The organism is Mycolicibacterium komossense (assembly GCF_025822605.1).
GTDB classification, from domain to species: domain Bacteria; phylum Actinomycetota; class Actinomycetes; order Mycobacteriales; family Mycobacteriaceae; genus Mycobacterium; species Mycobacterium komossense.
In genome coordinates this window covers 58,996-78,396 of the sequence record NZ_JACKTY010000037.1, presented here as the reverse complement: position 1 = coordinate 78,396, position 19,401 = coordinate 58,996, and the positions used below count along the sequence as shown (strand labels likewise).

At 65.3% G+C, this 19,401-nt stretch carries 25 protein-coding genes; 14 read left to right on the top strand and 11 right to left on the bottom strand.

The genetic code is table 11. The features are described from left to right. Window positions 1-4: 4 nt before the first annotated feature. Both H7J73_RS23335 and H7J73_RS23330 read right to left on the bottom strand, forming a co-directional pair. Complete coding sequence (locus H7J73_RS23335) at window positions 5-685, bottom strand: DUF3159 domain-containing protein (protein WP_264070142.1); 681 nt, start codon at window positions 683-685, stop codon at window positions 5-7. A gap of 41 nt (window positions 686-726) precedes the next feature. Beyond that, window positions 727-1,098, bottom strand: coding sequence for an OB-fold nucleic acid binding domain-containing protein (locus H7J73_RS23330; protein ID WP_264070088.1), 372 nt, complete (start codon window positions 1,096-1,098; stop codon window positions 727-729). A 139-nt stretch (window positions 1,099-1,237) separates the two neighbouring features. Between H7J73_RS23330 and H7J73_RS23325 the strand changes: the two genes are divergently transcribed. Further along, on the top strand, window positions 1,238-1,936 hold the full coding sequence (locus tag H7J73_RS23325; RefSeq protein ID WP_264070087.1) for an alpha/beta hydrolase: 699 nt from the start codon (window positions 1,238-1,240) through the stop codon (window positions 1,934-1,936). An 11-nt stretch (window positions 1,937-1,947) separates the two neighbouring features. Here H7J73_RS23325 and H7J73_RS23320 read toward each other — a convergent pair whose 3' ends face one another. Both H7J73_RS23320 and dut read right to left on the bottom strand, forming a co-directional pair. Further along, window positions 1,948-2,736: a DUF3710 domain-containing protein gene (locus H7J73_RS23320; protein ID WP_435405566.1), complete on the bottom strand. Its 789-nt coding sequence runs from the start codon at window positions 2,734-2,736 to the stop codon at window positions 1,948-1,950. After that, window positions 2,733-3,197, bottom strand: a complete 465-nt coding sequence (gene dut / locus H7J73_RS23315; RefSeq protein ID WP_264070085.1) for a dUTP diphosphatase — start codon at window positions 3,195-3,197, stop codon at window positions 2,733-2,735. The genes H7J73_RS23320 and dut overlap by 4 nt, the downstream gene beginning before the upstream one ends. Before the next feature lie 25 nt (window positions 3,198-3,222). Between dut and H7J73_RS23310 the strand changes: the two genes are divergently transcribed. Beyond that, window positions 3,223-3,699 (top strand): DUF3093 domain-containing protein, encoded by a 477-nt coding sequence (locus tag H7J73_RS23310; RefSeq protein WP_264070084.1) that lies wholly within the window; start codon window positions 3,223-3,225, stop codon window positions 3,697-3,699. Window positions 3,700-3,716: 17 nt separating this feature from the next. Here H7J73_RS23310 and H7J73_RS23305 read toward each other — a convergent pair whose 3' ends face one another. Next, window positions 3,717-4,019, bottom strand: coding sequence for a DUF4193 domain-containing protein (locus H7J73_RS23305; RefSeq protein WP_264070083.1), 303 nt, complete (start codon window positions 4,017-4,019; stop codon window positions 3,717-3,719). Between the two features lie 174 nt (window positions 4,020-4,193). Here H7J73_RS23305 and cei point away from each other — a divergent pair, with 174 nt between their 5' ends. Next, complete coding sequence (gene cei / locus H7J73_RS23300) at window positions 4,194-4,844, top strand: envelope integrity protein Cei (RefSeq protein WP_264070082.1); 651 nt, start codon at window positions 4,194-4,196, stop codon at window positions 4,842-4,844. A gap of 11 nt (window positions 4,845-4,855) precedes the next feature. Here the strand turns inward: cei and H7J73_RS23295 are convergent, their stop codons facing one another. Then, window positions 4,856-5,755 (bottom strand): inositol monophosphatase family protein, encoded by a 900-nt coding sequence (locus H7J73_RS23295; protein WP_264070081.1) that lies wholly within the window; start codon window positions 5,753-5,755, stop codon window positions 4,856-4,858. Window positions 5,756-5,862: 107 nt separating this feature from the next. Between H7J73_RS23295 and ppgK the strand changes: the two genes are divergently transcribed. Both ppgK and H7J73_RS23285 read left to right on the top strand, forming a co-directional pair. After that, the gene (gene ppgK, locus H7J73_RS23290; RefSeq protein ID WP_264070080.1) at window positions 5,863-6,651 is read left to right on the top strand and encodes a polyphosphate--glucose phosphotransferase; all 789 of its coding nucleotides are present in this window, start codon (window positions 5,863-5,865) and stop codon (window positions 6,649-6,651) included. 199 nt (window positions 6,652-6,850) lie between these two features. Further along, window positions 6,851-8,272 (top strand): RNA polymerase sigma factor, encoded by a 1,422-nt coding sequence (locus H7J73_RS23285; protein WP_264070079.1) that lies wholly within the window; start codon window positions 6,851-6,853, stop codon window positions 8,270-8,272. Between the two features lie 3 nt (window positions 8,273-8,275). Here H7J73_RS23285 and H7J73_RS23280 read toward each other — a convergent pair whose 3' ends face one another. Next, window positions 8,276-9,073: a hypothetical protein gene (locus H7J73_RS23280; protein WP_264070078.1), complete on the bottom strand. Its 798-nt coding sequence runs from the start codon at window positions 9,071-9,073 to the stop codon at window positions 8,276-8,278. A 113-nt stretch (window positions 9,074-9,186) separates the two neighbouring features. On the opposite strand from H7J73_RS23280, the gene H7J73_RS23275 reads away from it, so the two are divergent. Next, window positions 9,187-9,840, top strand: a complete 654-nt coding sequence (locus tag H7J73_RS23275) for a DedA family protein (RefSeq protein ID WP_264070077.1) — start codon at window positions 9,187-9,189, stop codon at window positions 9,838-9,840. Window positions 9,841-9,887: 47 nt separating this feature from the next. Then, the gene (locus tag H7J73_RS23270; RefSeq protein WP_264070076.1) at window positions 9,888-10,256 is read left to right on the top strand and encodes a RidA family protein; all 369 of its coding nucleotides are present in this window, start codon (window positions 9,888-9,890) and stop codon (window positions 10,254-10,256) included. On the opposite strand, the gene H7J73_RS23265 is transcribed toward H7J73_RS23270, so the two are convergent. Then, window positions 10,241-10,615 (bottom strand): DUF952 domain-containing protein, encoded by a 375-nt coding sequence (locus H7J73_RS23265; protein ID WP_264070075.1) that lies wholly within the window; start codon window positions 10,613-10,615, stop codon window positions 10,241-10,243. The two genes, H7J73_RS23270 and H7J73_RS23265, sit on opposite strands and share 16 nt — an antisense overlap. A gap of 125 nt (window positions 10,616-10,740) precedes the next feature. On the opposite strand from H7J73_RS23265, the gene H7J73_RS23260 reads away from it, so the two are divergent. Both H7J73_RS23260 and H7J73_RS23255 read left to right on the top strand, forming a co-directional pair. Further along, window positions 10,741-10,932: a DUF7455 domain-containing protein gene (locus H7J73_RS23260; protein ID WP_264070074.1), complete on the top strand. Its 192-nt coding sequence runs from the start codon at window positions 10,741-10,743 to the stop codon at window positions 10,930-10,932. Window positions 10,933-11,001: 69 nt separating this feature from the next. Continuing rightward, window positions 11,002-12,012 (top strand): YihY/virulence factor BrkB family protein, encoded by a 1,011-nt coding sequence (locus H7J73_RS23255; protein WP_264070073.1) that lies wholly within the window; start codon window positions 11,002-11,004, stop codon window positions 12,010-12,012. Here H7J73_RS23255 and H7J73_RS23250 read toward each other — a convergent pair. Then, entirely contained in the window at window positions 11,999-12,238 is a 240-nt protein-coding gene (locus H7J73_RS23250; RefSeq protein ID WP_264070071.1) for a DUF3039 domain-containing protein, read from the bottom strand. The genes H7J73_RS23255 and H7J73_RS23250 overlap by 14 nt on opposite strands. A 77-nt stretch (window positions 12,239-12,315) precedes the next feature. Between H7J73_RS23250 and H7J73_RS23245 the strand changes: the two genes are divergently transcribed. The 3 genes from H7J73_RS23245 to H7J73_RS23235 all read left to right on the top strand — a co-directional run bounded on the left by H7J73_RS23245 (window position 12,316) and on the right by H7J73_RS23235 (window position 14,684). Further along, on the top strand, window positions 12,316-12,711 hold the full coding sequence (locus H7J73_RS23245; protein WP_264070070.1) for a DUF3099 domain-containing protein: 396 nt from the start codon (window positions 12,316-12,318) through the stop codon (window positions 12,709-12,711). A 146-nt stretch (window positions 12,712-12,857) separates the two neighbouring features. Continuing rightward, a complete protein-coding gene (locus H7J73_RS23240; RefSeq protein ID WP_264070069.1) occupies window positions 12,858-13,814 on the top strand; it encodes a sigma-70 family RNA polymerase sigma factor in 957 nt (318 codons plus the stop codon). A 177-nt stretch (window positions 13,815-13,991) separates the two neighbouring features. After that, window positions 13,992-14,684: an iron-dependent transcriptional repressor DtxR gene (locus tag H7J73_RS23235; RefSeq protein ID WP_264070068.1), complete on the top strand. Its 693-nt coding sequence runs from the start codon at window positions 13,992-13,994 to the stop codon at window positions 14,682-14,684. 18 nt (window positions 14,685-14,702) lie between these two features. On the opposite strand, the gene H7J73_RS23230 is transcribed toward H7J73_RS23235, so the two are convergent. Continuing rightward, window positions 14,703-15,761, bottom strand: a complete 1,059-nt coding sequence (locus H7J73_RS23230; RefSeq protein WP_264070067.1) for a DUF4192 domain-containing protein — start codon at window positions 15,759-15,761, stop codon at window positions 14,703-14,705. A 169-nt stretch (window positions 15,762-15,930) separates the two neighbouring features. Here H7J73_RS23230 and sthA point away from each other — a divergent pair, with 169 nt between their 5' ends. After that, a complete protein-coding gene (gene sthA, locus H7J73_RS23225) occupies window positions 15,931-17,346 on the top strand; it encodes a Si-specific NAD(P)(+) transhydrogenase (RefSeq protein ID WP_264070066.1) in 1,416 nt (471 codons plus the stop codon). Window positions 17,347-17,358: 12 nt separating this feature from the next. Here sthA and H7J73_RS23220 read toward each other — a convergent pair whose 3' ends face one another. Then, window positions 17,359-18,153: a trypsin-like serine peptidase gene (locus tag H7J73_RS23220; RefSeq protein ID WP_264070065.1), complete on the bottom strand. Its 795-nt coding sequence runs from the start codon at window positions 18,151-18,153 to the stop codon at window positions 17,359-17,361. Window positions 18,154-18,348: 195 nt separating this feature from the next. On the opposite strand from H7J73_RS23220, the gene H7J73_RS23215 reads away from it, so the two are divergent. Further along, window positions 18,349-19,359: a proteasome assembly chaperone family protein gene (locus H7J73_RS23215; RefSeq protein WP_264070063.1), complete on the top strand. Its 1,011-nt coding sequence runs from the start codon at window positions 18,349-18,351 to the stop codon at window positions 19,357-19,359. Window positions 19,360-19,401: the final 42 nt, after the last annotated feature.

Sequence of the window (19,401 nt, the reverse complement as noted above, 5' to 3'; positions counted from 1 at the left end):
GACGCTAGTCGCTGCGTTGCGCGGAGTCGCTGTCGGCGACGACCCCCGGCTGGTCGCCATCTCCGACCTCGACACCGTCAACAGATTCGTGTTCTTCGCCACTGGCAGCGCGTACCGACTTCTGGGCGGACTTGATCGCCAGGTAGGTGGCAAGTGCGGCGACAGCGGTCAGCGGCCAGCCCATGGCGATACGGGCGAACCCGAGCCAGCCGGTCTGGTTGGCGTCATAGAGCCGGTGCTGCACAACGAAACGGGCCGCGAACACCAATACCCAGGTGACGGTGGCGATATCGAATGCGACAACGGCGCGGCGGACCGAGCGCCATTCGCGGCCGTGGCCGTTGACCGAACTCCAGACATAGCCGACGATCGGCCGCCGGATGAGCACCGAAATGCCGAACACGGCAGCCCACGCCAGCGACATCCAGATACCAAGCAGGAAATATCCTTTGGCCTCGCCCATCACGTAGGCGATCAGGGCGCAGAAGCCCACTCCGATAAAGCCCGATATCGCGGGCTGGAGCGAGTCGTGCCGGAAAAGACGCCAGAACAGGACGAGTGCGGCCACCCCGAGCGCCGACAGTACGGCGGCGGGGAGACCGAAAGCAGAGGAAATCGGAACGAAGGCTACGACAGGCAACGATGAGTAGACCAGGCCACTCACGCCGCCCATCTGGTCCAGCATCGCCTGGGCGCCGGTGCGGTTCTCAGACACGGGCGACTACATCACCGCTGAATCTCGTAATGCGGGTTATATATCGCTTTGGTGCCGTTCTCCAACTTGCCCATCCGGCCGTGCACCCGCAGGGTGCGGCCCGAGTCGATACCGGGGATGCGGCGCTGTCCGAGCCACACGAGGGTGACGGTATCGGTGCCGTCGAACAATTCGGCCTTGACCCCGCCCGCGCAGCCCTTGGCGTTGGCTTCGACACTGCGCAGTGTCCCGACCATCGTGACTTCCTGCCCCCGCTGACAGTCGATGGCGCGCTGGGCGCCGGTGCTGGCGGCTTCACCCGTCAGCTCATCGACGTCGCGCTGCTCAGGGTCTTCCGTCAAGCGGCGGGTAAGCCGGCGCAGATAACCTTCGGCCGTAGCCATCGCACTCCTGACACCTCAATGGGTCCGCACTAGCCGCGAATCACAATGACAACGTCACCGTAGACCCCTTGGTTCCTGAATGCCACGCCGCCCGCGCCGTTAAACCTAGGATTCCTGCGGCACCAGGCACGATCAGTGCATGGGCATTGACCTTCGTGGCGTCACCACGGTTCTGCTGCCGGGCACCGGCTCCGACGACGACTACGTTTACCGTGCGTTCGCTCCGGCGTTACACCAGGTAGGCGCCCTGCCGGTGGCTCACCGGCCCCAACCGGCACGGCTGATCGAGGGGTATCTGGCAGCGCTGGACGAGGCGGCAGCCGACGGCCCGATCGCCGTCGGCGGGATTTCGCTGGGCGCGGCGGTCGCCACGGCGTGGGCAATCGCACACCCCGGTCATGCCGTGGCCGTGCTGGCGGCGTTACCCCCGTGGACGGGGGCTCCGGATACCGCTCCCGCCGCGGTGGCGGCCCGGCACTCCGCCGACGAACTCCGTCGCGACGGGGTGGTGGCCGCGACGGCCAGGATGCGTGATTCCAGCCCCCCGTGGCTCGCCGACGAACTGACGCGATCATGGGTGGGTCAATGGCCGGAACTGCCGGATGCCATGGAGGCCGCCGCCCATTACGTCGCGCCGACCAGCGCCCAACTGGAGACGCTGACCGCGCCGATGGGGGTGGCCTCGGCATCCGATGACCCGATCCACCCCGTGGAAGTAGGTCTCGAGTGGGTGGCCGCGGCGCCGTACGCATCGCTGCGCACGATCACGCTGGCAGACCTCGGTACCGACCCATCAACTCTCGGCGAAGCCTGCCTGGCGGCCCTGAGCGATATCTAGCGCCGTCGGAGCTAGCCGCCGGTGATGGTGCGTAACTGCTGCATCGCCTCACCCTGCGTACTGCGGCGCGCAGTCGGCTCAGGCACGGCGGGCGGGGCTTCCTGCTCCTGGGGCAGCTGATGTCCGGCCTGCTCCGCGGCGGCCCGCAACTGGGCGGCCATCGGCTCGGGCAACTGCACCGGCAGCGGGGTGCGCACCGGCAGCGGCGTATCGCCACGGCGAACCACCGTGTCCGCCAATGCACTTCGAGCCTGCACCGTCAGAGCGTCCACCGTTTCGATGGCGCCGTTGACGACGCAGCGGATCATCCACCGGTAGCCATCCACCCCAATGAAGCGAACCGCCCCGGCGGCCGTGCCGACCACCTCTCGCCCCCACGGACCCGTCTCGATCGAGACCGACGCCGAATCCTTGCGCAGCGAGTCCGCCAACTCGGTGGCCACTTCGCGCCACAGGCCCGCGGTTTTGGGCGCCGCGTACGCAGCGATCGAGAAGCGGCCGTGCGGCGTGACGACCCACACCGCACTGGGCACGCCAGTCTGGCTCAGTTCGACCTGGACCTGACCGCCCTCCGGCATCGGTATCAGCACCGACCCGAGATCGAGGCGGCCGACGGCCGCCTCCTCGGGATCATCGAAATCCTCTACCTCGAAGGGACCTTCGAGGTCGTCCTCCAGACCGGGGGCCGGTTCCGCCGGCGCCGTCCGCTCCGCCGCGCGCGAGGTCTCCACTGCGGGCGCGCCCTTCGCCGGCTCGCCGCTGCTGTCACCACTTTGCTTGCGTTTTCCAAATGCCATCACAGACTCGCATGTCCTCCCGAGGAACCGTGGCCACCTTCGCCACGGACGGTGTCCCCTAACCCAGCCTCCTCGAACGACGAGACTTCGACAAGCTCCGGTAGCTCGACACGCTGCACCAGCAGCTGCGCAATCCGGTCACCGCGATGAATCACGATCGGTTCGGTCGGGTCGAGGTTGATCAGTGAAACCTTGATCTCGCCGCGGTAGCCCGCGTCGACAGTGCCGGGGCTGTTGACGATGGAAAGTCCAACGCGGGCAGCCAATCCTGAACGTGGATGCACCAGGCCGACCATTCCCTCCGGAATCGCGACCGCAATGCCGGTCGGCACCAGAGCGCGCTGTCCGGGCGACAGGACGATGTCCTGTGCGCTGTACAGGTCGACCCCCGCGTCGCCGTGGTGCGCGCGAGCGGGTAGCGGGAGCTCGGGGTCCAGACGTACGACCGCAAGAGGGGTGGACACGAGGCCACAGACTACCCTTGGCCGCGTGTCGAGTTCGCGTGTGACCTCGCAGGCGGTGCGATACCGCGAGCGACTCTGGGTGCCCTGGTGGTGGTGGCCGCTGGGATTCATCCTGGCCGGCCTGATCGCGCTGGAAGTCAACCAGGCCGCCGCCGCCGTGCCCAACTGGATTCCGTTCGCTGCGCTGTTCGGCGTGGCTTCCGGCGCACTGTTGTGGCTAGGGCGCTCGGAGGTCCGGGTGGTTGCCGCAGACGGGATGATCGAGCTGTGGGCCGGCGGCGCACACCTGCCGGTGTCGGTCATCGCCCGCTCTGCCGAGGTTCCCCGGTCAGCCAAGTCGGCCGCCCTCGGACGACAACTCGACCCGGCCGCCTACGTGGTGCATCGAGCCTGGGTGGGCCCGATGGTGCTCGTCGTGCTCGATGATCCCGATGATCCGACCCCGTACTGGTTGGTGAGCTGCCGACACCCTGACCGGGTGTTGTCCGCACTGCGCAGCTGAGCGCGCCGACGGGTCGCTCAGGCCCCGCAGTCGGTGCAGATCATCACACCGTTGTTCTCGGTGGCGAGGCGGCTGCGGTGGTGCACCAGAAAGCAGCTCGAGCAGGTGAACTCGTCGGCCTGTTTCGGGATCACCCGCACAGACAGTTCCTCGCCGGATAGGTCGGCGCCGGGCAGCTCGAAGTTCTCCGCAGAATCGGATTCGTCGACGTCCACAACGGCCGACTGCGCTTCGTTCCGGCGTGCCTTGAGCTCCTCTAACGAATCCTCAGAAACGTCATCGGTCTCGGAGCGCCGTGGGGCGTCATAGTCGGTAGCCATCGTCCTCGTCCCCTCGTAATCGTTGCAGCAAGGCTTTGTACCAGTGCCGAACGCCTGCGCCAAACTATTCGTGCCCATAACAGCCCTAGTTTGGTTGTGATTTACATCACAAAGGGGTGCTATCCGGGGGATACGGGCAGAGATCCCTTCCGACGCCACGCCTAGAGTGCAGGCGTGGTTGCGAACATCACCGAAGGTACGGCCTTCGACAAGCGCGGATTGCCGTTTCGGCGCCGCAATATCTGGCCCGGCGTCATCGCAGCCGCCGTGCTCCTGGTGGCGACCGCGTTGGTGTGGGGATTCGCCCTGACTCGGCCACCGGACGTCCGGGAGGCCGCGGTGTGCAATCCTCCCCCGCAGCCGACCGACCCGAACGCCCCAAAACTCGGCGATCCGGTGTCGCGGACCGAAATGTCCGATGTCGCGCCAGCCAAGCTCACCGACACGAAGATCTCGGTGTTCAACGCCAGCGGCCAGGGCGGCCAAGCCGCCGAGGTGTCGGGCGCCCTACGTGATCTCGGATTTGCCCAGCCGGTGGCCGCCAACGATCCGATCTACGCGACGACCCGGCTGACCTGTCAGGGACAGATCCGCTTCGGCCCCAAGGGGCAGGCGGCGGCAGCCGCACTCTGGCTGGTGGCGCCATGCACGGAGCTCTACCGCGACAACCGCGACAACGACTCCGTCGATCTGGCTGTCGGCACCGATTTCACGACGCTGACGCACAGCGACGATATCGACGCCGTGCTGGCCGGCCTCAAGCCCGACGCCACCGTGCAGGCCGACCCCGCCCTGATCAAGAAGATCCACGCCACCGCCTGCTGAGGCCGACTCCCCTACTCCGGCAGCGGCGCCAGTCCACCGAACCGGCCCAACGTCTCGCGGAACTCGTCGGCGACGCCGGGGGCGGCCGCGGCAAGGAGGTCCTTGGTGTCCTGCGGAAGACGCACCCACGCGCCCGCCTCGGCCGCGACCAGAGCACCGGCCGCCCAGTCCCACACCTTGGTCCCGTGTTCGTAATAGGCGTCGAGGCGGCCCGCGGCGACCATGCACAGATCCAGCGCCGCCGAGCCGACCCTGCGCACGTCGCGAACCAGCGGCATGAGTTGGGCAAGTAATGCCGCCTGCGTCGCGCGCCTGGCCGGCGAGTAGCCAAATCCGGTGCCCAGCAACGTCATCGAGAGCGTAAGGACCGCGGTGCAGTGTAACTGCCGCCGTCCCGCAGGGCCCTCGACGTGCGCCCCCAGACCCAGACCGGCCGAGTAGACCTCGCCTGCGACGACGTCGGCGACTGCCCCGGCAACCGTGATGCCGTCGACTTGCGCGGCCACTGACACGGCATACGCCGGAATCCCGTAGACGAAGTTCACCGTCCCGTCAATCGGATCGAGCACCCATGTGACGACGCCCGCCTGGGCATCCCCGCTCGGGCCGCCGCCTTCCTCTCCGACCACGAGATCGCTGGGGCGCAGCGTCGCAATGCGCTGTCGCAGCAGACGTTCGGTCTCGGTGTCAACGACCGTGACCGGATCGGTCGGCGTGCTCTTGGAGGACACAGCAGACACCGCGGTCGCAGCCGCCTGCCCGGATTCCGCCGCCGCACCGAACACCTCGGCGCGCCGCGTGCGGACGAATGCCGCTGCCTCCGAGGCAAGTTGCTCGGCGATCGTGCGCAGGTCGGCGGCGGAGCTGGCGGGGCGGCTGGCGGGATTCGTCACCCACCTATCGCAACACATATCCGGGTCGCAACACATGTCCGAGACCTCGTGACACACTCACCAACTGTCCGTCCACCCACTAGTGTGTGGGGCGCGCCGCCAGCCAGCCTCGTTGAGGAGTCTTCATGACCGCGACAGATTCATCCGCCTCAGATTCGGGCGCCCAGCGCCGCGGATTCGGAATCGACGTCGGCGGAAGCGGCGTCAAGGGCGGCATCGTCGACCTCGACACCGGTTTGCTGATCGGAGAACGATTCAAGCTAGCCACCCCGCAACCGGCTACGCCGGAAGCCGTTGCCAAGACCATCGCCGCGGTCGTCCACGAATTCGGCTGGACCGGCCGGCTCGGCGTCACCTACCCAGGTGTGGTGACCGACGGTGTCGTGCGGACCGCGGCAAATGTCGACAAGGCCTGGATCGGGGCAAACGCCAGTGAGGTCTTCAGCGGGGCGCTCGACGGACAGCCGGTCACGGTGCTCAACGACGCCGACGCCGCCGGACTGGCCGAGGAGCGCTTTGGTGCAGGAAAGGACAACAGCGGCCTGATCGTGCTGCTCACCTTCGGCACCGGCATCGGATCTGCGGTGATCAACAACGGCGTCCTGCTGCCCAACACCGAGTTCGGCCACCTCGAGGTCGGCGGGATGGAGGCCGAGCACCGGGCCGCATCCTCGGTCAAGGAAAAGAACGACTGGAGCTACAAGCGCTGGGCCCCTGAGGTGACCAAGGTGCTGGAAGCGGTCGAGAACGCGATCTGGCCCGACCTGTTCATCGCAGGTGGCGGCATCAGCCGCAAAGCCGACAAGTGGATTCCGCTGCTGAAGAACCGCACGCCTGTCGTTGCCGCCGCGCTGTTGAACACGGCAGGAATCGTGGGTGCGGCAATGGCCGCCGAAGCCGACAACGAGCAATAGGAGCACACTGAAACGCGGGTGAATCAGCGCGCTCGGCGCAGTAGACCCCATTACTGTCGTTACAATGGTCAGGGCGGCCGCCTCAACGGATAGCGGCGAAGCTCCAAGCCAGAGACTCACGCCGATATTCCCAATAGCCGACACTTTCGGTGGTGCATGCACCTGCCCACTGAAAGGCAGCAAGACCGAAAGGGTGTACGTGGCAGCGACTAAGGCAAGCCCGGTAACTGATGAAGCGGTGAACCACACCGTGACCATGACGGCCCCGGCCCCCGCCAAGAAGGCGCCCGCGAAGCGAGCTACCAAGACCGCCACCGGAGACACCAAGGCCCCCGCCAAGCGGGCCGCCAAAGCAACCAAAACCGCCGGTCCGCGCGCCAAGAAGGCCACTTCGGGCGATGAGACCGATCTGGCCGGTGGCGACGACATCGATCTCGACGACGACCTCGAGGCCGAGCCCGACGTTATCGAAGAGGACGCCGATCTGGAGGTCGACGATGTCGTCCTCGACGAAGACGGTGAGGAGTCGGGCACCGCAGTCAAGGACGTGAAGACACCGGCTGTTGTGGAGCCCACTCCCGCCACCGACGAGGAAGACGTTCCCGAGCCGTCCGAAAAGGACAAGGCATCCGGTGACTTCGTCTGGGACGAAGAGGAATCCGAGGCGCTTCGGCAGGCCCGCAAAGACGCCGAGCTCACCGCGTCGGCCGACTCCGTGCGCGCCTACCTCAAGCAGATCGGCAAGGTCGCGCTGCTCAACGCCGAGGAAGAGGTCGAGCTCGCCAAACGGATCGAAGCCGGGCTGTACTGCACCCAGCTGATGTCGGAGCTGGTCGAGAAAGGCGAGAAACTCCCCGCCGCGCAGCGTCGCGATTACCAGTGGATCTGCCGCGACGGCGACCGGGCGAAGAACCACCTGCTGGAAGCCAACCTCCGGCTCGTCGTGTCGCTGGCCAAGCGCTACACCGGCCGCGGCATGGCGTTCCTGGACCTGATCCAGGAAGGCAACCTCGGTCTGATCCGCGCAGTCGAGAAGTTCGACTACACCAAGGGCTACAAGTTCTCGACGTATGCCACCTGGTGGATCCGTCAGGCGATCACCCGCGCGATGGCCGACCAGGCTCGCACCATCCGCATCCCGGTGCACATGGTCGAGGTCATCAACAAACTCGGCCGTATCCAGCGCGAGCTGCTGCAGGACCTGGGTCGCGAACCCACGCCCGAAGAGCTGGCCAAGGAAATGGACATCACGCCGGAGAAGGTGCTGGAGATCCAGCAGTACGCGCGTGAGCCGATCTCGCTGGACCAGACCATCGGCGACGAGGGCGACAGCCAGCTGGGCGATTTCATCGAGGACAGCGAAGCTGTGGTGGCCGTGGACGCCGTGTCGTTCACGTTGCTGCAGGATCAGCTGCAGTCGGTCCTGGAAACGCTCTCCGAGCGCGAAGCCGGCGTGGTCCGGTTGCGCTTCGGTCTGACCGACGGCCAGCCGCGCACGCTGGACGAGATCGGTCAGGTCTACGGGGTCACCCGCGAGCGCATCCGCCAGATCGAGTCGAAGACGATGTCGAAGCTGCGGCACCCCAGTCGTTCCCAGGTGCTGCGCGACTACCTGGACTAGCCGCTAGCGGCGCGGGCGCATTTTGTAACTGGCCGGCCACGACTCCCGGGAGTCGTCGCCGGTCAGTGGCAAGCCCGCAGCACCGAGCTTGACGTCATAGGCCTCCATATCGGGACCGACCTCGCGTTCGGCCCGCTCCCTGGCCAGGTAGTACAGCTGGTCGATCTCGAGCTCTTTGAACGCGACAAATGTGGTGCGCCGCACGGTGTGCGGGCTCGTCGCTTCGGCAATCATCCGCTCCATGAGCAGGCGCGAACCGATCGCAGCGCACCCGAATAGCGCGAACGGAACCACCCAGTAGCAGACGTACGACAGCGGGGCCCTGGCGTCCAGGAGCGTGTCAGGTGTGCTGTTGAGGCCCTGCACGATCGGCGGAATCGCCGACGACATCGTCATCGCTGCGAACGCACCGACCCAGACCCAGGTGATCTGGGCGGTGATCGTGGCGAACAACTCGCTCTTGATGACGTCGGGGGCTTGCTCGGCTTCGGCGATCTCACGGATGAACGGCTTGCCGACCAGCACTCCGATCACGGCGACCAGCAACATCCCGGCCGTGCTCAGTGGTTGGATCCAGCGCTCCACGAACTGCTGACTCAGCGCGAATGTCAGTGCAGTCAGCATCAGAAACGTTGTAATGGAACCGATTTCGAGTGTCATTCCCGGTTTGCGGTTGGTTCTGCCGACGACGAACGACAACACGGCGATCGCCAGCGCCACCAGCACCGCGACAGTGGACGCAACGTTGCCGACCAGTACCCAGTAGACGATCCACGGCGCGAAGCCGGCGAGAATTCCCACGGTGGCCGAGTATAAGGGCTGCCTTTACACTCAGGGCCCGTTGTGTCACTTCTGCGGAATCCGCACACCTGGATTACCCGGCAGACAACGAGCAATAAGGCATTGTGGGCGGCGTGAATGTCGACGCATTGCTTGAGACGATTCCACCACTGGCGGTCTACGTCATCGTCGGAGCCGTCATCGGGCTGGAAAGCCTCGGCATACCGCTGCCCGGCGAGATCGCTTTGGTCAGCGCGGCGCTGTTGGCGTCGCGCCACACACTGGACATCAATCCGGTCGCCGTCGGTGCGGCCGCCGCGATCGGCGCCATTGTCGGTGACACCATCGGGTACTCGATCGGACGCCGCTTCGGCATGTCACTGTTCGAGCGACTCGGTCGCCGGTTCCCCAAGCATTTCGGACCGGGCCATGTCGCCCTGGCCAAGCAGCTGTTCACGCGCTGGGGTGTCTGGGCGGTGTTCTTCGGCCGTTTCATCGCGTTACTACGGATCTTTGCCGGACCGTTGGCCGGCGCGCTGAAGATGCCATATGCGCGGTTCCTCGCCGCGAACGCGACAGGCGCGCTCTGCTGGGCCGGCGGCACCACCGCGGTGGTCTATTTCCTCGGGCTGGCCGCCGAACGCTGGCTGTCTCGGTTCTCCTGGATCGCGCTCATCGTGGCGGTGCTCGTCGGTATCGGGGCGACACTATTGCTGCGGGAACGAACCGGCCGGCTGATCGCCGACCTAGAGGACGAACACGATTGGGATACGTTGCGACGGGACTGATCGACACCACACGAGCAGAACAGAATTGACCAACGAGGAGACCTCGCGTGACACAACGGCAGAACATCTCCTCAGGGGTGGAATTCGAGTCGACAGTCGGCTACTCCCGGGCCGTCCGCATCGGGCCGGTGATCGCGGTGGCGGGCACCACCGGCGCCGGCCACGGTATCGCCGACCAAGCCCGAGACGCCCTGCGACGTATCGAGATCGCGCTGCGCGCGGCGGGCGCCGAACTGACCGATGTCGTTCGGACCCGAATCTTTGTCACCGATATCGCCCAGTGGCGCGAGGTCGGGGCGGTGCATGCAGAGGTCTTCGGGGACATCCGTCCGGTCACCACGATGGTCGAAGTCCAGGCGCTCATCTCTGCCGAGCTGCTGGTGGAGATCGAGGCCGACGCCTACCTCAAGGACTGAGTGGTTCCGAGTGCCGGGAAGGCTCCATCCGGACCCGGCCGGTACGACGTGATACTTGTCACAGCCTCGACGGGCAGAGGCCCATACAGGTGCGGGAACAGCATGGCCTCGGGATCCGTTGGCACTCCGGGTTCCCAGCGAATCGGCGATGTGAGCAGGCCAGGATTGAGGTACAGCAGTACCAGATCGTCCCGGCCGGCAAAGAGCCGGTTGGCCGGGAGGTGAACCTGCTGAAGGGTCGAAAGATGAACGAAGCCAACTTCGACAAGCGAGTCCGGACGCAGCTCACCTCGTACCGAAGCGGCTTCCCACTCGTCGGAAGCGCATAGATGAACCAGTTCGGGGGTGCCGGCATCCATACGATCAGCCTGCCTCACCCGCAACGCGACCGGGCGTGAGACACGACACACCGGTAAACAGGCTGGGAACAAGGCCGGAACCGTAAACGTCTGAGAAAGTAATACCTACGCGAGAAGGAGGAGCCATGAATGCAACTCTGACCACACCCGAGCTCACCAAGGCCGATCGGTGCGACCGTTGCGGCGCTGCCGCTCGCGTCCGGGCCAAGTTGCCCTCTGGAGCTGAGCTTCTGTTCTGCCAGCACCATGCCAATGAGCACGAAGCGCGACTCATCGAGTTGGCCGCCGTGCTGGAGGCAAGCGCGACCGATCTTTAGCCACGCCTGGCCGCCTTCGGGCGGCCAGGTTGGGCATGACGGCCTCTCGTCAGGGATGCTGTTCTGGTCATGACCGACCAGAACGAAGCCGCTCCGATCCGACCGTCCCGTCACCACATCTGGCAGATAGCCAAACGCACTCTGTCCAAAGCGTGGGACGACTCAATCTTCGCCGAATCCGCGCAAGCCGGGTTCTGGTCGGTGTTATCGCTACCGCCACTACTTTTGGGAATGCTGGGCAGTCTCGCCTACATCGCCCCCTTGTTCGGCCCGGCGACACTGCAGACCATCGAGGAACGGCTGATCAGCACTTCTAGCCATTTCTTCTCGAAGAACGTCGTCAGCGAGATCATCGAACCGACCATCACCGATATCGTGCAGGGCGCCCGCGGGGAAGTGGTGTCCATCGGCTTCGTCATCTCGTTGTGGGCGGGGTCATCCGCTATCTCGGCGTTTGTCGACTCAGTAGTCGAGGCCCACGATCAGACGCCGCTGCGACATCCGGTGCGGCAACGGTTCTTTGCACTGTTCCTATACGTCGTCGTGCTGATGTTCGTCATCGTCGCGGCGCCGTTCGTTGCACTGGGCCCGCAGAAGATCGCGGAGTTCATCCCGGACAGCTGGGACCAGGTCCTGCAGTTCGGCTACTACCCGGTGCTGGCGATCAGCCTGATCTTCGCGGTCACCGTGCTCTACCGGGTGTCATTGCCCAGCCCATTACCGACCCATCGCCTCGTCATCGGCGCGGTGTTGGCGACGACGGTCTTCCTGGTCGCCACCTTCGGGCTGCGGGTCTATCTGAGCTACATCACCCAAACTGGCTATACCTACGGCGCGCTCGCCACACCGATCGCACTGTTGTTGTTCGCGTTCTTCCTGGGCTTCGCCATCATGATCGGGGCCGAATTGAATGCCGCGATCCAGGAGGAATGGCCGGCCCCGGTAACCCACGCACACCGACTGCGGGTGCGACTCAAGGAAAAGGCCCAGGAGAAACTGGCCGAAAAGGACCTGAGCCGCAATCGGAACGCTGCGGTGGCGGATCCCCCTGAGGATCCGCTGCGCGTCAGTCCTTCTTGAGGTTTTTATAGATCCGCTGGCAGTCCGGGCAGACCGGCGATCCCGGCTTGGCGGCCTTCGTCACAGGAAACACCTCGCCACACAGCGCCACGACATGCGTACCCATCACCGCGCTTTCGGCGATCTTGTCTTTCTTCACGTAGTGGAAGAACTTGGGCCTGTCGCTATCGGTCTCGTCGTCGACGCGTTCGTCAGTGTCGGTCCGCTCGATGGTCTGGGTGTCCATGGGTGACATTCTGCCGAAAGAATTACGGTCCGTGAACCGGCGCGGCACAGTCGGTGCGGCTGTGAAACAGTAGAGGTATGAAACACAGCTCAGAGCTGGGTTTCGACGACGACGGTCGGCCAGTGCTGATCACCGCTGCCGCTCCCGCTTACGAAGTCCAGCACAAGCAACGCGTGCGCAAGTACCTGACCATCATGTCGTTTCGGTTGCCCGCCCTGATACTGGCCGCACTGGCCTACAGCCTCTGGCACAACGGCCTGATTTCGTTGGCGATCATCGCCGCATCGATACCCCTGCCGTGGATCGCGGTGCTGATCGCCAACGATCGGCCGCCACGCAAAGCCGAGGAAGCACGGCGGTTCGAGGACAACCGCAAGCGCACTCCCCTGTTTCCGACCGCCGAGCGACCGGCGCTGGAACAAGGCTTACCGCAACCCGACTCGGCCGGCGAGTGGCCGGATGGTTCCCGATGAGAAAGTTCTAGTTCTATTCTCAGTACATTCTCAGGGCGTCGCCGCATTTCTGCAGTTCAGAGGGTGTGAATCCGCGGAGTTGTGGGAACTCTTTCCTCCAGTAAGGCGTTGAACCTCATGACAGTTCGAGCCAGTAGGAGGCCGATATGGCAAATGCCGCCGCAAGGATTGACGGGGACCTGGACGCCCAGAGCCCAGCCGCAGATCTTGTCCGGGTATATCTCAACGGAATCGGCAAGACGGCGCTTCTCAATGCCGCAGACGAAGTAGAACTCGCCAAGCGAATCGAGGCCGGGTTGTACGCCCAGCATCTGCTTGCGACGCGTAAGCGCCTCGGCGACAACCGCAAGCGCGAGCTCGCGCAGGTGGTCCGCGACGGCCAGGCCGCCCGCAGCCATCTGCTCGAAGCGAACCTTCGGCTTGTCGTCTCGTTGGCCAAGCGCTACACGGGTCGCGGGATGCCACTGCTGGACCTCATCCAGGAAGGAAACCTGGGCCTGATCCGCGCGATGGAGAAGTTCGACTACACCAAGGGCTTCAAGTTCTCGACATATGCGACCTGGTGGATCCGTCAGGCGATCACGCGTGGCATGGCTGATCAGAGCCGCACGATTCGTCTGCCTGTGCACTTGGTCGAACAGGTCAACAAGCTGGCCCGGATCAAGCGCGAGATGCATCAGAGCCTCGGCCGCGACGCCACCGACGAAGAGTTGGCAGAAGAGTCGGGCATCCCTGCCGAGAAGATCGCCGATCTACTCTCCCACAGCCGTGACCCGGTAAGCCTGGACATGCCGGTGGGCAGCGATGAAGAAGCCCCGTTGGGCGATTTCATCGAGGATGCCGAGGCGCTGTCCGCGGAGAACGCAGTGATCGCCGAACTGCTGCACACCGATATCCGTAGCGTGCTGTCCACTCTCGATGAGCGTGAGCATCAGGTGATCCGCTTGCGATTCGGCCTCGACGACGGTCAGCCCCGCACCCTAGACCAGATCGGCAAGCTCTTCGGCCTGTCCCGCGAGCGGGTACGCCAGATCGAACGCGAAGTGATGGCCAAGCTCCGGCATGGCGACCGCGCTGAGCGGTTGCGCTCGTACGCCAGCTGACCCCTCCGGAAAACAGTATGCCCGCCGTGCCCCCCGGCGGGCATACTGCTGTTCGGGCCATATTGCGCCGCTCCTCCCCATCGCTCGTGCCTCGCTCTGCATCGGTCGCCGCGCGGCCGGGTTAGAGAACCATTCACCCAGCTAGCCCAGTAGACTCATCGGCAACGGAGGTGCCAAATGAATGACCTGGTCGATACCACAGAGATGTACCTGCGGACGATCTACGACCTCGAGGAAGAGGGCGTAATTCCGCTGCGTGCACGTATCGCCGAGCGGCTTGAACAGAGTGGTCCCACCGTCAGCCAGACGGTGTCGCGGATGGAACGCGACGGACTGCTGCACGTGGCCGGTGATCGACACCTCGAGCTGACCGATAAGGGCCGCACACTCGCCATTGCCGTGATGCGCAAGCACCGGCTGGCCGAGCGACTTCTCGTCGACGTCATCGGGCTGCCGTGGGAAGAAGTTCACGCCGAGGCGTGCAAGTGGGAGCACGTCATGAGCGAGGACGTCGAGCGTCGGCTCGTCGCCGTGCTCGACAACCCCACGGTCTCGCCCTTCGGCAACCCGATACCCGGCCTTTCCGAGCTCGGCTTCGGTACTACCAGCGGACTCGAGGAGACGGGTCTTGTTCGACTGACTGAACTTCCGGCCGGGTCGCCCGTCGCCGTGGTGGTCCGCCAGCTGACCGAGCACGTCCAGGGCGATACCGCGCTGATCGGTCGTCTGAAGGACGCCGGCGTGGTGCCCAACGCGAGGGTGACCGTCGAGATGAGCCCGCTGGGCGGGGTCATCATCGTCATCCCCGGTCACGAGAACGTCGAGCTGCCGCATGAGATGGCGCACGCCGTCAAGGTCGAGAAGGTCTAGTCGAGTCGAACTATCCTGCTACACCGCACGCTGGTCGAACGACTGCCGTGGCGGAAGTTGGACCCCGAGTTCTGCCGCGCGCCGGTACCCGGTGCGGGCAAGTTCGCGGATCTGTTCCGGACGCATCGCCGAATGCAGGGCGTCGTCGAGCATGCGTGCCATTCGGTGTTTCGGTGCGCAACGCAGCGCTTCCTCCAGCGACACCCCGGCCAGTGGGCCGTCGCCGCGGGCATACGCGCTGAACGCCAGCAGGACGAGCGGCTCGACCCTCCAGGGCGCTGGCAATCTGCGCGCCAGCGTCGCCCACAACGATTCCGCGGCGCCGGCGCTCTCCCCGACCGCCACGGCGTACATGGTGTCTCGCACCTGAGCATCGGCCAGCGCGCTGCCCAGAGCAACGATCTCGGCCTCAGCCAGTAGGGCGCCGCCGGCCACCCGCTTCACGGCGGCCAGGGCCGCCTCTACGTCGCGGCGCGCGGCACCGGCGGAGTCCTCCCAGCGGCGTCTCTCGTCGTCTCCCTGCCGGGCAGCGATCGCGTCCGTCAGCGCCGACGGGGCCGCCGTGTGGTCGGCGGCGATGACCGCCTGGAGGTCGGAGCGGGTGGCGTAGAGCCGGCGTCCGTCCAAGACCGCGGCCGCCGCCAGCGGGGAAGCCTTCGGATCGTCGACCGCGCCGCGCGATCCGCAGCCGTCGACGCAGTGCCACGTACCACCGAGGCCGATGTGATCGACGACGTGCGCAGCCCACAGTTCGATGCCGCTGCCGCTGAGCGCCTCGATCAGGGCATCGCACAACGCTCGATGCTCCTCATTGCACATCGGGCAGGCGGCGCCCTTGTCATCGACGATCACCGCGACGACCGCGTCGGGTTGCTCGGCATCGATCACCTCGATCAACTCGTGCAGGCCCTCCACCAAGGTGGGAGAAAGGTCGACGCGCAGCACCGCGCCCAGTCCTCCACTTTCGATCGACACCAGGACCAGAGACTGCTCCGGTGTGAAGCCCAAAACGGCGGGTATTGCGGCGATCAGGGCGCCGGGACGGTTGGTACTGAATTCGCGATAGTGACGTGTCATGCCCGAACGGTGACAATCGGTACCGTCACGGGGAACCGCTGCAGCGGGCCATCAGCGGCAGCTGTGGATGAAGCGCCGACTGTGCATCGCCCTCGGAGGATGCCTTGTTCACGTGGTCGTGACCTCGTCAACATGCGATGTTCCCGGAACCGGCGTAGACACCTATCTCATGGGTTCGGTAGAGGAGTATGACCTCGTCGTCATCGGTTCGGGGCCGGGTGGTCAGAAGGCCGCCATCGCGGCCGCCAAGCTCGGCAAATCGGTGGCGGTGATCGAACGGGGCCGAATGCTCGGCGGCGTCTGCGTCAACACCGGAACCATCCCTTCGAAGACACTGCGCGAGGCCGTCGTCTACCTGACCGGGATGAGCCAGCGGGAGCTGTACGGCGCAAGTTACCGCGTCAAGGAGAAGATCACCCCCGCCGACCTACTCGCCCGCACCCAGCACGTGATCGGTAAGGAAGTCGACGTCGTGCGCTCGCAGCTGATGCGCAACCGGGTCGAGCTCTATGTCGGACATGCCCGCTTCGTCGACGAGCACACGATCGCCATCGAAGAGCCGGGCCGATCCGAAACCGTCACGGTCAGCGGCAGGTTCATTGTCATCGCGACCGGAACCAAACCTGCCCGGCCGGCAGGGATCGAGTTCGACGAGAACCGGGTACTGGACTCCGACGGGATATTGGACCTCAAGAACATCCCCTCCTCGATGGTCGTCGTCGGCGCCGGTGTCATCGGTATCGAATACGCCTCGATGTTCGCCGCACTGGGCACCAAGGTGACCGTCGTCGAGAAACGCGACACCATGCTCGACTTCTGCGATCCGGAGATCGTCGAGGCGCTGCGGTTCCATCTGCGAGACCTCGCGGTCACTTTCCGGTTCGGCGAGGAAGTCACCGCCGTCGACATCGGCGCCGCCGGCACGGTCACCACCTTGGCCAGTGGGAAGCAGATCCCCGCCGAGACCGTGATGTACTCCGCGGGCCGTCAGGGCCAGACCGATCACCTCGACCTGGCCAATGCCGGACTTGAGGCCGACAGCCGCGGCCGGATCTTCGTCGACGACCAATACCAGACCAAGGTCGACCACATCTACGCGGTCGGCGATGTCATCGGCTTTCCCGCCCTCGCCGCGACGTCGATGGACCAGGGGCGCCTCGCCGCCTATCACGCCTTCGGCGAGCCCTGTAAAGGCATGACGGAGCTGCAGCCCATCGGCATCTACTCGATTCCCGAGGTGTCCTATGTCGGCGCCACCGAGGTCGAGCTGACCAAGGATTCCGTCCCGTATGAGGTCGGGGTGTCTCGGTACCGGGAACTCGCGCGCGGTCAGATCGCCGGCGACTCCTACGGCATGCTCAAGCTGCTGGTCTCCACCGATGATCTGAAGATCCTCGGGGTCCATATTTTCGGCACCGCCGCCACGGAACTGGTGCACATCGGTCAGGCTGTGATGGGCTGCGGGGGCACCATCGAGTACCTCGTCGACGCCGTGATCAACTACCCGACGTTCTCGGAGGCCTACAAGGTCGCCGCGCTCGACGTGATGAACAAGTTGCGCGCACTGAGCCAGTTCCGGGTCTAGCCGGCTGTCCGGTCAGCAGTCCGAATCGAACGTGTTCGGCGCCGCGTCACCGGGGCCGCCGGCCTCCGCCCGCGCCAGCAGTTTGGCGGTGTCGGCGTCGAAAGGCGCCGAGTACGAGATGTTTTCGTCGCATCCGCCGCCGTCGAGACCACCGATCACACCCGTGGCCGTCGCCCCGTTGATCCACGGCGCACCACTGGTGCCGTCCACCAACCCCCCGCATTTCAGCCTCGGGTAGCCCTGCGGCGACTGTTCGGTATCGGCCTGGCAGGTCAACGGCCCACCACCGTCACCGAGCGGATAGCCAGTGATGGTCACCGGGGTGCCCGCCGAGGGCGCGGTGCCCAGCTTCAGCGCCGAGCCCGTCTGCGCCTCGATCGACCCGCCCCCGTCGCGGCTGACCCGAACGATTGCGTAATCGGCGAGTGGGTCCTGGGTGGCGACCCAGCGTGGATCCAGGTAGACCGTGTCGACCTTCCAGACGTCGTCGGCGGCCGCCTCGTTCACGAACGCAGGCACGAAAGTGGCGGGAACCCCATCGGCGAGGCAGTGCGCGGCGGTCAGTACCAGGTCACCGGTCGAAGACTGCAAGACCGACCCCGTACAGGTGTGCTGGGATCCGGCGCCGAGGAACAGCGCGCCGACCCGCGGATCGGGGCCAATCTCAGCTGCTTTGACCGCGACCAGGCCCGTCGCGTCGCTCCGCGTATCCAGCGGAATCTTGGCGACTGTGGGCGCCGAAGCACTGTGACCGGCGCAACCGGCCAACAGTACAACGGCCGCAGGGGTGGCCAGCCAGATGCGCATGAAGGTCGATCATGCCGGATGAGGCTGCACGCCGCTGTGATGGAATGTCAGCTCCCAGACAGCGCGTTGGCAGGAAAGACAAGAGGTCGGGCGGGTCCGCCACGGGGCCCGCGACGATCTGAGGGACACTAGAGGTCACGGCAGATGAACCGTCAGACGGATATGTCACGTGCCGTGGCGAGGAGGCGACACCAGATGGCCAGCCAGACAGGCCCAGAACCAGCTCCGACGCCGGACCCCCATCCGCGGTACCAGCCAGAACAGACCGGCATGTACGAGCTCGAGTTTCCGGCGCCGCAGCTGTCGTCGGAAGACGGCCGCGGCCCGGTGATGCTGCACGCACTGGAAGGTTTTTCCGACGCCGGCCACGCCATCAAGTTGGCCGCCGATCATCTCAAGGACGCGCTCGACACGGAACTGGTGGCGTCGTTCGCCATCGACGAGCTGCTCGACTACCGGTCCAGGCGGCCGTTGATGACGTTCAAGACCGATCACTTCACACACTATGACGACCCCGAACTTTCGCTGTTCGCGCTGCACGACACGGTCGGGACGCCGTTTCTGCTGCTCGCAGGGATGGAACCGGACCTCAAATGGGAACGCTTCATCACCGCGGTGCGGCTGCTGGCCGAGCGTCTCGGTGTCCGGCAGACGATCGGTCTCGGCTCCATTCCGATGGCCGTGCCGCACACCCGGCCGGTGACCTTGACCGCCCACGCCAACAACCGCGATCTGATCGACGATCACACGCCCTGGGTGGGCGAAGTGCAGGTGCCGGGCAGCGTGTCGAACCTCCTGGAGTACCGGATGGCCCAGCACGGGCACGAGGTCGTCGGGTTCACCGTGCACGTGCCGCACTACCTGGCCCAGACGGACTATCCGGCCGCGGCGCACGCGTTGCTCGAACAGGTCGCCAAAATCAGCTCACTCGATTTGCCGATGACGGCGCTGACCGAGGCGGCCGCGGATGTCCACACCAAGATCGACGAACAGGTAGCGGCCAGTCCAGAGGTCGCTCAGGTGGTGACCGCGCTGGAGCGACAGTACGATGCATTCGTTGCCGCACAGGAAAACCGTTCGTTGCTGGCCCATGACGAGGAACTCCCCAGCGGCGACGAGCTCGGTGCGGAATTCGAACGCTTCCTCGCCCAGCAGGCAGACGAAAAGTTCAAGGATCCGTTCCGCGACGACAACGGCAACATCTGACGCCGGCTGGCCCGACAACGAGGTTGGACGATATGACATCGG